Genomic DNA, 13,807 nt, shown 5'->3' on the forward strand with positions numbered 1-13,807 from the left:
ATTCCGAAATATAGTGGAAAAAGTAGCACATTATTTCAGATTTTCTCCTGGATTAATGTGAAAACAAGTATCTGGAATAATGTGCTCGATTACACTACACCTCCCTTAAGAAATTAAAAAAACCAGAAAGTTTTCAAAGCTGGATTATCAAGATTCTCATTTTTAAATCGATTGATTTTATACGAAAAGAATCACGACATTTTACGACAGATAATGAGGAAATGTTTGCTGAATTAATTTCTAAAGAAAACATCGATTACATTGCCCATTCACTGGATTTATCAGAAGCCTTTAAAATATTGGATCCCAAATACAAGACCATTATTTTGCTGAGGTATTATCACGATTTATCAATTAAGGAAATTGCCAAAATCATGAATTCCCCAGAAGGAACGGTAAAATCACACTTGAATCGAGCGCAAAAAAAGCTGAGGCCAATTTTAAAGGAGGGTTATTTTTATGAATAAAGAGAGGTTTAATCAAACGATTGATAACATAGAAATACCACTTGAAAAGTTAGTTGCTAGGGAGAAAGCGGCTATGTACCAAGCAAAGAAAAGACGTAAAGTTGGAAGAAAAACTAAGCATTCAATTCTGGTTGCTTGTGGGTTATGTTTCACACTCCTAGGCTCCGGGTTTGTTTCAAAGGGAATGGCAGAAGCGTTATCAAATATACCAGTTATTGGTCCGATTTATAAGGATTTTAGAGACATCGCCTCTGATAAAATTGAACGTGATCAGCTGATGACGGTGATTGAAGAACAAGATAGCCATGACGGAATCACAATGACTGTAAAAGAAGCTGCTTACGATGGTGGCCGGTTAATCGTAACAGTCGTTTACACAGGAGAAAAAAATCTTTCACTGAAAGAAGATGTTGTCGGCACTAATTTTATCACAATTAACGGAGAGCCGGTCAAACCAGCGATTGGTTCAACAGGGCAAGATGATCTAAACTCGAAAACTATCATTGAACATCACCAATTTACCTTATCAAATAATCATGAATATGGTAATCATGTTGAGATTGCGGTCCATGGAGAAAATCTATTTGGACATGAAGGTAAGTGGAAGGTGGCTTTCCCACTTGAAAAAGTAAAAGGTGATATATCAGAGTTCTATCCGGAGGTGAAAACAAAAACCGTTGATGAAGTTTATACTGTAACAGCCGACAAAGTCACTTTTTCACCTCTATCAACTAGAATAGATTTAACGGTTGATTACCCTGTTGAAATGGATAAAAACGATACATGGCCATGGTTTCAATTTTCCATAATCGATGATAAAGGTAACGTATATGATGGACTTAAATTGCAAGAAGGTATGGCAGGGAACAACGGACGAAAGATGGTCCTGACTTTGCCTCCAATGGATACTTTACCAAAGTCATTTACACTTAAACCCAATAATGTAGATGATGTAGGACAAAGTGAAGGCTTGAATGAATTAGAGTTGGTCATTCCTTTGGATATTAATGAATGATAAAAATAACTAGTTCCAACATTAAATACTGTTGAAACTAGTTATTTTATTAGCAAACATGATTACTAGGCATTAAATCCAGCTCACTTGTTAATGCAATAAAGATTAGCTAAAGGTAAGACTTATAATACTATAACTACTATTAAAAGATAGTTGTTTATCCTGTATAGGCGCTCTTATTTAATAAGAATGCGTCTTTTTGTTGATAAAACATTTAAAGGGGGGGATTTTATTGAGTGTAAAAAGATTGTGAAGAATTGTACGAATAGTAATGAGTCCTTTAGTTGTATATGAGTAATCAAGTTTATTAACGTGTTATTATCAATAGTAAAAACATTATTGTTTAATTTATCTTATCTTTAATAATTCAATGTAACGAACTTTTCGTTGTTACTGGTTGCCAACCAAAAAACTCGCAATAGGAATTTTTTGTACCGTTTTATTTCTGCTTAATCGTTGTATTTGACTGTAAACGGTTTTGGAGCTGCTCTTCATAAAAATCAGCTAAGTCTAATTTATTCATGCTAATCTTTCCTTGTTATTTTTTTGATATAGGTATTCATATTCTTCCAATAGGCATCTACTACTTCCAATTCTACAATTGACATGTCAAATAAATTTATATCCAGCATTTCAACAAACTGGCCTAATAAGACGTTATAAGGATTATTTTTATCCTGACGATTTATCCCATTATTTAAAATAAAGTTTAATAAACGATTATACACACCATTAGCAATCTCATTTATTATTTCAATTTTGAAAGTTTTTTCATAGTTTAGAGGTTTTTCCATTGTTCACCAATCCTTATCAATTTTTGTCAATTCAATAACCTAAAAAAGTCGTTGCTAACTCTGTAATCTCTTCAATAGTTTTCAGCACAGTCCTATGTTTCAAGAGGAATGAAATAAACTTCACTATTATCTCATCCCGTTAAACATAAGTCCTGCTTTTGTTATCATTGAATGACAACAAGGTATATCCTGTAGTCGTTTTTTATAATGTTGTATAGCATCAGTGGATATAAATACGTTTGAAAATCTTTTTGAGCGTTGAAGAGAAGCATACGATTGAAGGCTTTGTCGGGTTCCCATCCTTTTAACTGAAAATAAGTAATACGCTATGACAAGCGAAGTAAATGTGTTATCAAATTTCTTCAACCAATGGAAAGAGCAAAGATTATGATTTAATATCCTTTAATTAACAGATGCATTTCTTCAAAAAGAGGTATTGCACATTCTTATTTTACTTAAGGTTAGTTGTATAAATCAACCATATTTACTGTATTATTTAACCAAATAAGTTATAATAAGGGTAAAAATGAGTAATAGATTCTTAGTCTTATATGTGAAAATAATAAATTAATATTAAATCTAAGTAGTTAAATATCCTTACAGGAGTAATTAATTTGAGAAAATATATTTTTTCGTGTTAGTAGCCGTATCAATTTCAAGTGGATGCAAAAAGGAATATACGGGTGAGTATATACAGTGGGGAGATAGCTTTGAATCTGTTGATACCAATATATTGTAAGGAAATAATATCCCAAATAAGATTGAATACGAGAAAGTATATATACCAGAAGAATTAAAATAGAATCTAGTTGAAGGACATAAATAGGAGATAAACATTGAAGACAAAAAACAAGAAAAAATGGTTGTATGTTTTGATTGGAATTGCTTTATTAATTTTCTTTTGCCATTTTCAAAACAACTCGATTGTAATAAGTGAATATACGATTGGCTCAGATAAGATTCCAGAAAGCTTTGATAAATATAAAATTGTTCAGCTTTCTGACCTCCATAGTAAGTCTTTTGGGAATGACCAAAGCAAGTTAGTAAAAAAGGTTAGCAAGATAGAACCAGATTCAATTGTATTCACAGGAGACTTAATTGATTCAGACAGGTATGATGAAAAGTCTAGTCTAGTATTAATGGAAAGATTGGTTCAAATTGCACCAGTTTATTATGTGACAGGTAATCACGAATGGTGGTCTGGTAATTTCGACACATTACAAGATAAATTAACTGGAATTGGTGTACAGGTGATGAGAAATACAACAGAGGAAATCACCATTGGTACGGACCAAATTATAATGATTGGAATTGATGACCCAGCATATTTAGGAGAATCCTATGAAGAAAGGGACAAAACGGAGGAGAACATCAAACATTCAATTGGTGAAAACGAAGGAGAAGATAACTTTCAAATTCTATTATCGCATCGACCCGAATTGTTTTCTCTTTATGATGAATATGGGTTTGATCTTGTTTTTTCAGGTCACGCTCACGGTGGACAATTTAGAATACCTTACCTCGGAGGTTTAATCGCTCCAAACCAAGGCTTTTTTCCAAAGTATACCTCAGGGATGCATAAATCAGATCGCACTACAATGATCGTAAATAGAGGACTTGGAAACAGTATTATTCCTATAAGGGTGTTTAATCGACCAGAAATTGTCGTAGTGACATTAAGCTCTGTAGGAAAATAGTGAGTTTGTTCACTGTTTTTTTTAAAAGGAAGAGATTGAAAGAGCACTTCTATTTATGAGAAGCACTATGAAAAAGTACTCACTTTTAAACTAATAGATATGATATTTGAACATAGTGTATCGCCTTTTTCTTATTTTATAGAAGCAAAATAGAGCTGCTTACTAATGTATGGGATTAGAAGCTTAATTCAAAGAAAGAGATAATGATATTCCAATACACCGTCAAGACTTAATCACAGCAATTGAACTAGATTTGAAAAATGATTTTAACGTATTGGCCATTTTTTATGGTGGTTCTATCGGAAATCAAAACACTGACATCTATTCAGACATTGACCTGCGTATTGTCGTCAAGGAAGCGATACCTTTTCAATAAGTATCTTAATCTTTGTTCATTAATAATATACCTATTATATGTCTCCATTTCTTTTTATCTGCAAAAAGCGGTACCTCCAATAAATAGAACTACCCTAGGTGAAAAATATCAAAATTATCATATTCAAACTTCATATTAAACAACCATATGAATAACTTATTTTACCTATTCGGATTTTCTTCTACTCCATATTTTCCACATAGACTATTATGAATTTATATATATTCTGGGACGATATGTTTCATTACTTTTCATATGTCATTTGGTTGTATTCTTTGTTTTTGGGTTTATTGGAAAATTTTCGATTAGGAATTGGGGGTTTTTGGTAGATATTGTTATTGGAACTTTATTTTTCATATATCAGAAACTAACAGTTATCTCAATCAATTTATAAAAACGTTCATCTACGAAAAAAGTAGCATAGTTTATTCAAGTAACGGGTAGCTTACTTTCCAAATAAGTGTCTATATAGTATTTGTCGAGTATGATGATAAAAAGCCGATTTTCTTTAAGCTAGAAAACCGGCTTGATCATTTAATCCTTTTTAAATTGTTCGCGAACAGGAAGTGACCATTGGGGTAGGTTAATTACTTCGAAAGTAATTATCCCATTAATTACTTCAAGCACAATTTCCCCAACATCTTCACTGTTATCAATTAATATAAGGTTATCGATCATATTGGCATAGTTATAGAGATGTTTAAACGATGTATTATTCCTTCTTCTAATATCTTCAGTGGGGATGTGATGACCACCATTCTTAACTCTCATTGCAACCCTTTCTATGTTTTGTTGGACATTATTTAATGCAACATAAAACATTGTTATTTCAAAGCCCATCTCTTTAGCTTTTTGCATTTGTTTTATAGCATTTTTTCCAGCAAGGGTTGTCTCAATTGAAAAGTCTTTACCCTCTTTAATGTACTTATTGACAGATCTAATGACTTCCTTACCAGCTGAAATCCTATTTTTCTCAGGGTTTTCTGGATCGATTCTTCGAGCGATAGCATCTGGATCAATGTTTATATCGACACCAATTTTGTCAATAATTAAGCTGCGTAATGTGCTTTTACCACTTCCATTATTACCCGCAAATACAAAGAATATTGGTTTGTGACTATGCATTTGATTCACCGCTTTTGTTCAACGGAACAATATCTCCATTAGGAAATTCCTTTACAAGCTTTCCAGCCTTTTCATATACGATGTATGTGTTATTAGCTTTTGCATCAATTCTCGCTCGTTCGCCAGTCATTTTAGCCCATTTACTTAACCATTCATATTTTCTTTTAGGTTCATTGTTTTGTTCTAACATAAGGAACACCACCTTTATATAATTATATCAAATTGGTTATAACATTTATAAGGGATTTAAGGTGCAGTGGTACTAAAATTTTGTGAAGACCTTCACTTAAAGTAAAGGGGGCATTATATTAATAAGAACCAACTTAAAATGACATTCAGATATGAGTTAGTTTCCTGATAAATTCCGATAAGTTAATCAATGCATCATAAAAAGGACTACCTCCATGTCACAACGAAGTAGTCCATATTTTAGAATGTGTAACTATTAATTACGATGGTGTAAATTAACCATAATAATTTCTCAGATGTTTAGCTCAGGTAGCTTTCATCATGACGCCCAATTTTCTTCAGGATATAAATCTTAAACAGAAGTAGCAAGCAGTATGGAAAACATAGTATGTTAGAATCAAAACGTTTTATACAAATAGGATTGCTCTTCTTAAAGTTTAGCTCCTCCGGTAGCATCAATAAATTGCCCCGTAATCCATCGCGCTTCTTCAGATGCTACAAACGTAACTACATCCGCAACATCTTCGGTGGTGCCAACTCTTGAGAAAGCAGACATTGAAGCTGCTTCAGCATGAGCTTCTGGATTGGCAAGCCAATCCTTGTTCATATCAGTAGCCGTAACCCCCGGCCTTACAGCATTAATCGTAATACCTTTTGATGCAAAATGTGGAGCTAAGGATAAAGTAAGTGTTTCAATTGCTCCCTTAGAAGCCGAATATATGCTTTGCATTGGACCGGCAACACGAGTAAAGCCAGTCGAAATGTTAATGATTCTTCCACCATTCCGTATAAATGGGCTAGCTGCTTGAGTAATAAAGTATGGAGCTTTAAGATTAAGGTTAATGACATCTTCAAACGTCTCAATTGATGTTTCCTCAAAAGGAATGGCGGGTGCAATACCTGCGTTATTCATTAAGATATCTAGGTGTACCGATCCTAATTCCGAGCGAACAGCATCTTCAAACTCATTCCAAAGCTTTTGTACTTCGGAAATACCTTTTGTTAAGTCTGCTTGCAGAGCCACAGCATTTGACCCCAAGGCCTTAATCTCATCAACAACTTTTAACGCAGCATCCTTATTATTTCCGTAATGAACACCTATAAATTCTGCTCCGCCTGCAGCTATTTTTTTAGCTATTTCTGCACCTATCCCACGACTTGCCCCTGTAATCAAAGCAACTTTACCATTGAATTCACCTTCATTTGTTGACATATAATCTACTCCCTTTAATTTTATATAAATATTTGTTTATCAGAAACTTACACCAGTAAAGATTAATACTATTGGCTGGCGGTACCTCTCATATTGTAAATTTTCTTGGGCCCATCAATGATTTCTACATGAAAAGAACCTCCTTTACCTTTTTCTGTATGTACGTAGCTGGATGCATTCGTGTGATGAGTGATTTATTTCATAATCATCATTACGTTATTCATATTAACCTCTATTTTTAATGTTGTCAATAACATAACAATCATTATGTTATAAAATTTAATATACACTATCATTTGCTCCATTTTAGAGACTCAGGTGAGAATTAGACTTTTTGCTTATTAGATTGGCCATTTGCACATGCAGGGTTTAGCTATAATGTGTGACATAAATTCTGACGGCCGAGTCCTTTTTCGCCAGTGTGCTGACTCAGGATTACTAGTCCAGTGGATTGGCACCATTCTGTAACGTGTGTTATGATATTATATAGAAAATATATCATTTACAAACAAGGCAAGGTGATTAACGAAAATGGGACGTACACGAGAATTTGATGTAGAACAGGCATTGGAAGCAGCACTTAGTGTGTTTTGGCGCAAAGGATACGAGGCAACGTCGTATACTGACCTGACTCAGGCCACGGGTGTTGAACGCCCAGCCCTCTACTCAGCGTTTGGAAACAAGGAGGCGTTGTTCCGTCGAGTTCTTGAGCGCTATTACGATCATTACCATGATTTCTTCCCAGCGGCACTGGAGCTGCCGACTTCACGTGAGGTGGTCGCACGTATTTTTCGCGGGGCGGCAGAATTGCAAACTCGTTACCCGGACAAAAAGGGATGTCTATTTGTCCACGGAGACTTGGCTGGATCGGACGATGCTGAACCAATTCGACATAGCTTGATCGATGCACGTGCGGATGGAGAGGCATCGCTGCGTGAACGCTTTGAACGGGCAAAACAGGAGGGAGACCTTCCGGAGACTGCTAACTGTGCTGTACTAGCAACATTTGTGATGGCCGTACTCCACGGTATGGCTGTACAAGCTAAGGCCGGAGTCAGTCGCAACATGCTAGAGGCTGTTGCTGAACAAGCACTATCTACCTGGCCTACTAAAAGTTCCTTACTTTCTGGTGGGAAGTCATCGTAAACGTTAGTGCAGAAGAATATTGTTATGCAAAAACATAAATGCTTTTGAAATGATATCATCGCGGATTTGCTAAATTTAGTAATTCCCAGCATAAAAGAACCTTTAACATACACCTTTTCCATATTGGAGTATGTTGAAGGTCTTTTTATATGCAGAAAAAATAATACTACATGATACTTTGACATTTTCATCTTTAGGAGAGAAGAAGCATAATATAGTAAGATAAAAAGGAATTTTATCACAAATACTGAACTCTAATTTAGAATTATATATAAGTGAAATTCTGAAGATTCATTTTCAGAGCCAGTCAAGTTAAAAGGGAAATAAGTCAAATAAGGTTTTAACCTGTAATGGGGAAAATTAGCAGAAAGTAACGCAGAGTCCATACAGAATACATTCCTTCCACTTGAAGAAATCCCATGAAATATTTTTACCGAACATCAAATGTTGGTAAATGGTTTATTAGAGAATAAACCATTTATTGGGTAATAACCCTACCATTCTGGTTAAAAATGGTTTATTATATTAGAGAACATAAGTTCCTGTTTGTGAGGAGGAGTATGGAGATGTGGAATAGAATCGAATGTGTTGCCATTTATACAGAGGACATCGAAAAATCAGTAAAGTTCTATCAATCGTTAGGGTTAACAAAAGCCTGGGAAACATATCAAGATGAAGAAAAACAATGGACACTTATTGGGATGAAATTTCCTGATGGTAATTCAGAGTTAGTATTAAAAAATAATCCTGATTTGAATATGGCTGAAACAGAAATTGTCTGCGAAGATGTACGGCAGACTTATGAAACATTAAAATTAATTCCTGAAGTTCAGTGGATTCGTACTCCTTTCGCTAATTCTTTAGGTGGTCACGTAGCTGTAATGGAAGCACCGGATGGAAATGTCTTTGTATTAGTAGGTAAATGTACAAGATCAATCCAATCGTTTGGATTTCTTATTTAATTAACTGAATAAGATTTCCTTTAATCAGAAATAACGTTGAATCTACATTTCTATTAGATTACTAAGTAAATCAATGAAACGTTACGCTTAAACTTACGTATGCGATACTTTAACCAGAGGGTTATCGCATTTTGTTCATTATTCTAAAAGAAGTTTAGTAGACGATAGAAATTTCCGAGGTAATTATATGAAAAATACTTCTCCATGCTGCGGATATAAAACATTTGATGAACAACCTCCTGGCACATATGATATCTGTAGTAACTGCTTTTGGAATGGCATTCAAAATGATGACCTTGATTGTGACGGTGGTGCGAACATTCCTTCCTTAAGACAAGCCCAGAAAAACGATATCATATATAGGGCTTGTGCAGAAAGGTGCATTGAATTTATAAGAAAACCAAATGTTAGTGATGTAAAAGACCCTAATTGGAAACCTTTTTCTGTTAGTCAATAACGGGTGCACTACTTCTGAAGAGGTAATGCATCTTTTTTCTTGTTCCACAACGGTAATCAACATTAACAAATGATGGTTTATAGGTTATTATAAAACGAATGTAACAGGTGATTAATTGCATAAAGTAAGAAATTAAAAACCTCACTATTGTAAAAGACTCTTATTTTCCAGATTAATTTATAGTAAGTTTGGTGTTGCATTTTTAAAAAATATAGAGTTTTAAGTTTATAGAAATTAAATTTTAAGAGTCATGTAAAGTAAGAGATATTTTCAATAAGGATTGATTGAATGAAGAAAATTTTATTAGTCGTCTTTGCTGTAACTGCTATCATATGTGTTTCTGTTTTAATCAATAAAGTTGTTAACCAGAATCAGGATATTTACGTTGCATTAAATGGAAATGACCAAAATACAGGTACAAAATTAAAACCATTCCGCACATTAAAAAAAGCGGCCTCAGTAGCAAGGGCCGGTACTACCGTACTGATACGAGAAGGCATCTATAATGAAAAGTTAGTCGTTCAACATAGCGGAACGAAAGCAAAACCAATTACGTTTAAAGCCTACAAAAAAGAGAAGGTTGTTCTTAGCGGAAAGGACCTCAAGGATATTGAAGGGGATACAGCCTTAGTTGCGATACATAATAAAAACTATGTGACCATCAATGGACTAACTATTCAGGATGTATCTACCCATTTAGCAGATGAAACAGTGATAGGTATGTATGTAACAGGCTCAAGCAAACATATTAAACTAGTAAATAATCATGTGCAACGGATTGAAACCTATGCAGAGAATGGCAATGCTCATGGGATCGCTATCTACGGAACTGGAACAATGCAAGATATCAATATTTTCAGTAATACGTTGGAAGATTTAAAACTTGGTTCAAGTGAATCCCTTGTTCTGAATGGCAATATTGAAGGTTTTAAAGTCGAAAATAATATCGTTCGCCGAAATGATAATATCGGAATTGATATGATTGGTTATGAAGGTACTTCTGATGATAAAAAGAGAGACTATGTGCGAAATGGTATCGTGAAAAACAATCAGGTTTATGACATATCATCCTATGGCAATCCAGCATATGGGGAAGATTATTCAGCTGCTGGCATATATGTCGATGGCGGTAAGAATATAACTATTGAAGAAAATACAATTTATAAAAGTGATATCGGTATTGAAGCAACCTCTGAGCATGCTGAAAAATACGCTGATTATATTAACATCATAAACAATCTTGTATATGACAATTTTTACACTGGAATATCGATTGGCGGGTATGATGAAGAACGGGGAGGTACGATTAACTCTACGATCTCTCATAATATTCTTTATCGCAATGACACGAAGGGATTACATGGAGGACAGCCTTTATTGCAACATGATACAAGAAACAATGTAATAGAAAAAAATATTATAACCGCCGGACCATCTAGAATTTTTATCGCTAACTACTTTACAACCAATCAAGGTAATAAACTACAAGAAAATGTGTTTCATAAAGAAAAAGGAGAATCAGGTATTTGGATTTGGGTAGAGGAAGAATATACATCTTTTCCTTCGTTCAAAGAAGCCTCAAAAAGTGATGAGAAATCCAGTTATTTGGATCCGAAATATCAAAATACAGATACATATGACTTTAAGTTGAAAAAGGATTCTCCTGCGAAAATAATTATAGAGTAATTTGTTTTTATCTGTTGAAAATTCTAAAGACGGGACTGGATATGTTTAATATTAAAGAGTGCAATTGTGCAGCATGAATTTCACTCTTTCTTTCTGTTGATATCTATCTAGAGAAAAAAATCGTATTTTTTAAGTGTATTACAGCAGCAGATGGAGTACAGGTAAATGGCTTGTCTAAAAATAATCCCCCACAATATATTTAATTACTTAACAAAAGAATTCGATTCCATATAGTCCTTCAACTATAATGTTCACAATGATAAAATGTCAGTTAATTTATTTTTAAAAAGTATATCAAATTGTCTAGAAACCTTAGTATGTTAAGAGCATCAATTATATTTAGTAATCGGGGGAGAGATTAGAGTGAAACAAAATATTTACGATAATGATACGTTCTTCAAAAGCTATACCTCTTTACGAAAGACAGGTGTTACCTATAACGATTTTGTAGAGCAGCCAGCAATTAAATCGGCTATATCAACCTTAAATGGGAAGACGGTACTAGACTTAGGATGTGGGAATGGTCAGTTTTCGAAGTATTGTGTAGATAATGGTGCGGTAAAGGTTACAGCAGTAGACATTTCGATGAATATGATTGAACAGGCTAAGCATGAAAACAAACACGATAAAATAGACTACATTTGTACACCAATAGAAGACTACGAAGTTAAAAATCAGAAATTTGACCTAATCGTAAGTTCTCTTATGATTCATTATGTAGAAGATTACACTGAATTAATAGAAAAAGTAGAGAGCTTATTAAATAAAAACGGTGAGTTTATTTTCTCAACAGAACATCCTATTGTTACTTCCCGAAAAGAAATGAATAATTGGATGAAAGATGAAGGCGGGAATAAATTACATTGGAAATTAGATCATTATCAAGAAGAAGGAAAAAGAGAGCAGCATTGGTATGTTGATGGTGTGGTAAAATACCATCGCACAATTTCAACTTTAATCAATACGGTTATTCAGAGCGGGCTTGTGTTAGAAAAGCTAATAGAACCACAATCTATTCCGAGTGGCTTAGAAAAGATGCCAAAATTAATGAATGAGAAAAGGAGACCATCCTTTATTGTTATAAAGGCAATAAAACAAAACGACTAAAAAAATAGTTGGCAGAGACTGCGATACTTCAAAGGGTATCGCATTTTCTTTTCTAACTAAAGAGCTATTTAGCACGCTATGACGATAAAGCTCATAGAATAAACAAGTGACTTAAATAATATCTTGAAGATAATATATATTCCTTATTGACATTCAGCAAGAAATTCAATATGTTTTATATATGAGCATATGTTCATATAATAAATTATCGTAAAGATTAAGGAGCATTAAAATGACTGAAGAAATAAACGACGAAGAAAAGTATCAGCAACGATCTCGTGATTTAGATGAAGAGACATTATTTGTCGTCTCACAAACATTCAAAGCGCTAAGTGATCCAACTAGAATTCGCATTTTAAACTTATTATGTACCGAGGAGCATTCCGTGAATGATATTGCGGAGTCCCTAAATTTAAGCCAATCGACTGTTTCCCACCAATTACGTTTCTTGAAAAATTTAAGACTCGTCAAGTTTAGAAGAGCAGGGACAACATTGTATTATTCAAAAGATGACGACCATGTAATGAATTTACTAAAGCAGGCAGTCGAGCACGCTGCCCACCATTAACTGAGGAGGAACGAATAATGGGTCACAGTCATGGACACGACCATGGGCATAACCATACACATGGGGCAAATAAAAAGACGTTAATGATTAGTTTTATTATTATTACCGCTTATATGATTGTTGAAGCAATTGGCGGTATTATTACAAATAGCCTTGCATTATTATCTGATGCGGGTCACATGTTAAGTGATGCGATTTCACTTGGGATTGCATTACTGGCCTTTACACTAGGAGCTAAGGCCGCAAACCATCGTAAAACATATGGCTATAAACGATTCGAAATTTTAGCAGCTGTTTTAAATGGAATCACTCTTATTTTAGTGGCATTATACATTTTTTACGAAGCAATTGAGCGTTTTCAAAATCCACCTGAAGTAGCTTCAACTGGAATGCTAACGATTGCTTCAATCGGATTGCTCGTAAATCTCATTGTTGCATGGATTATGATGCGTGGCGGGGATGTAGAAGAGAACTTGAATATGCGTGGCGCATACTTACATGTCATTAGTGATATGCTCGGATCCGTAGGTGCGATTATTGCCGCACTACTCATCATCTTTTTCGGTTGGGGCTGGGCCGACCCACTCGCAAGCGTCATTGTTGCAGCACTTGTCTTACGAAGTGGCTACTACGTTACGAAATCAGGCCTCCATGTGTTGATGGAAGGGACACCTCAAAACGTAGATGTAGACAATGTAATTCAAATCATTAAAACGAAAAAAGGTATTCAAAATGTTCATGACTTGCACATTTGGTCGATTACAAGTGGTCTAAATGCTCTTTCGTGTCATGCAGTCGTAGACGATAAAATGACCGTTGCTGAAAGCGAACAATTGCTTCGTCAAATCGAACATGACCTCCTGCACGAAAACATTCACCATATGACAATTCAATTAGAAACATCAGCTCATCTGCATGACAATTCGATTCTCTGTAACGCGGAAGCAGAATCTGCAGGTCATCACCATCACCATTGATTCGGAATGAATTTTAAGAGAAAAAAGC

Annotated in this window: 13 protein-coding genes and 1 pseudogene; 10 read left to right on the forward strand and 4 right to left on the reverse strand. The window is 34.5% G+C overall.

Going from position 1 to position 13,807, the window contains the following annotated elements:
* Window positions 1-95: 95 nt before the first annotated feature.
* Together J2S19_RS21475 and J2S19_RS21480 are read left to right on the forward strand one after the other, a co-directional pair.
* Window positions 96-467, forward strand: a pseudogene (locus J2S19_RS21475) (sigma-70 family RNA polymerase sigma factor); the annotation flags it as partial.
* Entirely contained in the window at window positions 460-1,482 is a 1,023-nt protein-coding gene (locus tag J2S19_RS21480) for a DUF4179 domain-containing protein (protein ID WP_307346275.1), read from the forward strand. The pseudogene J2S19_RS21475 and the gene J2S19_RS21480, both read left to right, overlap by 8 nt.
* Window positions 1,483-2,006: 524 nt before the next feature.
* Here J2S19_RS21480 and J2S19_RS21485 read toward each other — a convergent pair.
* Window positions 2,007-2,276, reverse strand: coding sequence for a hypothetical protein (locus tag J2S19_RS21485; protein WP_307346278.1), 270 nt, complete (start codon window positions 2,274-2,276; stop codon window positions 2,007-2,009).
* Window positions 2,277-3,112: 836 nt separating this feature from the next.
* Between J2S19_RS21485 and J2S19_RS21490 the strand changes: the two genes are divergently transcribed.
* Complete coding sequence (locus tag J2S19_RS21490) at window positions 3,113-3,973, forward strand: metallophosphoesterase (RefSeq protein ID WP_307346281.1); 861 nt, start codon at window positions 3,113-3,115, stop codon at window positions 3,971-3,973.
* A 910-nt stretch (window positions 3,974-4,883) separates the two neighbouring features.
* On the opposite strand, the gene J2S19_RS21495 is transcribed toward J2S19_RS21490, so the two are convergent.
* From J2S19_RS21495 to J2S19_RS21505, 3 genes are all read right to left on the reverse strand, one after another.
* Window positions 4,884-5,474, reverse strand: a complete 591-nt coding sequence (locus tag J2S19_RS21495) for an ATPase (protein ID WP_307346282.1) — start codon at window positions 5,472-5,474, stop codon at window positions 4,884-4,886.
* Window positions 5,467-5,664, reverse strand: coding sequence for a hypothetical protein (locus J2S19_RS21500; RefSeq protein ID WP_307346284.1), 198 nt, complete (start codon window positions 5,662-5,664; stop codon window positions 5,467-5,469). Before J2S19_RS21500 ends, J2S19_RS21495 begins: the two co-directional genes overlap by 8 nt.
* Window positions 5,665-6,093: 429 nt before the next feature.
* Window positions 6,094-6,876 carry an SDR family NAD(P)-dependent oxidoreductase gene (locus tag J2S19_RS21505; protein WP_307346287.1) on the reverse strand — a complete coding sequence of 261 codons (783 nt, stop codon included), beginning with the start codon at window positions 6,874-6,876 and terminating at the stop codon, window positions 6,094-6,096.
* Between the two features lie 531 nt (window positions 6,877-7,407).
* Here J2S19_RS21505 and J2S19_RS23770 point away from each other — a divergent pair.
* The 7 genes from J2S19_RS23770 (at window position 7,408) to J2S19_RS21545 (ending at window position 13,779) form a co-directional block, all read left to right on the forward strand.
* A complete protein-coding gene (locus tag J2S19_RS23770; RefSeq protein ID WP_370875190.1) occupies window positions 7,408-8,022 on the forward strand; it encodes a TetR/AcrR family transcriptional regulator in 615 nt (204 codons plus the stop codon).
* A gap of 566 nt (window positions 8,023-8,588) precedes the next feature.
* Window positions 8,589-8,984 carry a VOC family protein gene (locus J2S19_RS21520; RefSeq protein ID WP_307346290.1) on the forward strand — a complete coding sequence of 132 codons (396 nt, stop codon included), beginning with the start codon at window positions 8,589-8,591 and terminating at the stop codon, window positions 8,982-8,984.
* Between the two features lie 187 nt (window positions 8,985-9,171).
* Window positions 9,172-9,441 (forward strand): CPCC family cysteine-rich protein, encoded by a 270-nt coding sequence (locus tag J2S19_RS21525; protein ID WP_307346295.1) that lies wholly within the window; start codon window positions 9,172-9,174, stop codon window positions 9,439-9,441.
* 288 nt (window positions 9,442-9,729) lie between these two features.
* Window positions 9,730-11,127: a right-handed parallel beta-helix repeat-containing protein gene (locus J2S19_RS21530; protein WP_307346298.1), complete on the forward strand. Its 1,398-nt coding sequence runs from the start codon at window positions 9,730-9,732 to the stop codon at window positions 11,125-11,127.
* Window positions 11,128-11,490: 363 nt separating this feature from the next.
* Entirely contained in the window at window positions 11,491-12,234 is a 744-nt protein-coding gene (locus tag J2S19_RS21535) for a class I SAM-dependent methyltransferase (RefSeq protein ID WP_307346301.1), read from the forward strand.
* Between the two features lie 232 nt (window positions 12,235-12,466).
* Window positions 12,467-12,802, forward strand: coding sequence for an ArsR/SmtB family transcription factor (locus J2S19_RS21540; RefSeq protein ID WP_307346303.1), 336 nt, complete (start codon window positions 12,467-12,469; stop codon window positions 12,800-12,802).
* Window positions 12,803-12,819: 17 nt separating this feature from the next.
* Window positions 12,820-13,779, forward strand: a complete 960-nt coding sequence (locus tag J2S19_RS21545) for a cation diffusion facilitator family transporter (protein WP_307346305.1) — start codon at window positions 12,820-12,822, stop codon at window positions 13,777-13,779.
* The last annotated feature ends 28 nt before the right edge of the window (window positions 13,780-13,807 follow it).

Source organism: Metabacillus malikii (assembly GCF_030813355.1).
Taxonomy (GTDB): Bacteria; Bacillota; Bacilli; order Bacillales; family Bacillaceae; genus Metabacillus; species Metabacillus malikii.

What these genes read in the sequence shown, in the direction of transcription:
- J2S19_RS21540 (WP_307346303.1), top strand. Translation starts at nt 12,467, where the DNA reads ATGACTGAAGAAATAAACGACGAAGAAAAGTATCAGCAACGATCTCGT.
- J2S19_RS23770 (WP_370875190.1), top strand. Translation starts at nt 7,408, where the DNA reads ATGGGACGTACACGAGAATTTGATGTAGAACAGGCATTGGAAGCAGCA.
- J2S19_RS21495 (WP_307346282.1), bottom strand. Translation starts at nt 5,474, where the DNA reads ATGCATAGTCACAAACCAATATTCTTTGTATTTGCGGGTAATAATGGA.
- J2S19_RS21530 (WP_307346298.1), top strand. Translation starts at nt 9,730, where the DNA reads ATGAAGAAAATTTTATTAGTCGTCTTTGCTGTAACTGCTATCATATGT.
- J2S19_RS21500 (WP_307346284.1), bottom strand. Translation starts at nt 5,664, where the DNA reads ATGTTAGAACAAAACAATGAACCTAAAAGAAAATATGAATGGTTAAGT.
- J2S19_RS21485 (WP_307346278.1), bottom strand. Translation starts at nt 2,276, where the DNA reads ATGGAAAAACCTCTAAACTATGAAAAAACTTTCAAAATTGAAATAATA.
- J2S19_RS21505 (WP_307346287.1), bottom strand. Translation starts at nt 6,876, where the DNA reads ATGTCAACAAATGAAGGTGAATTCAATGGTAAAGTTGCTTTGATTACA.
- J2S19_RS21520 (WP_307346290.1), top strand. Translation starts at nt 8,589, where the DNA reads ATGTGGAATAGAATCGAATGTGTTGCCATTTATACAGAGGACATCGAA.
- J2S19_RS21525 (WP_307346295.1), top strand. Translation starts at nt 9,172, where the DNA reads ATGAAAAATACTTCTCCATGCTGCGGATATAAAACATTTGATGAACAA.
- J2S19_RS21545 (WP_307346305.1), top strand. Translation starts at nt 12,820, where the DNA reads ATGGGTCACAGTCATGGACACGACCATGGGCATAACCATACACATGGG.
- J2S19_RS21480 (WP_307346275.1), top strand. Translation starts at nt 460, where the DNA reads ATGAATAAAGAGAGGTTTAATCAAACGATTGATAACATAGAAATACCA.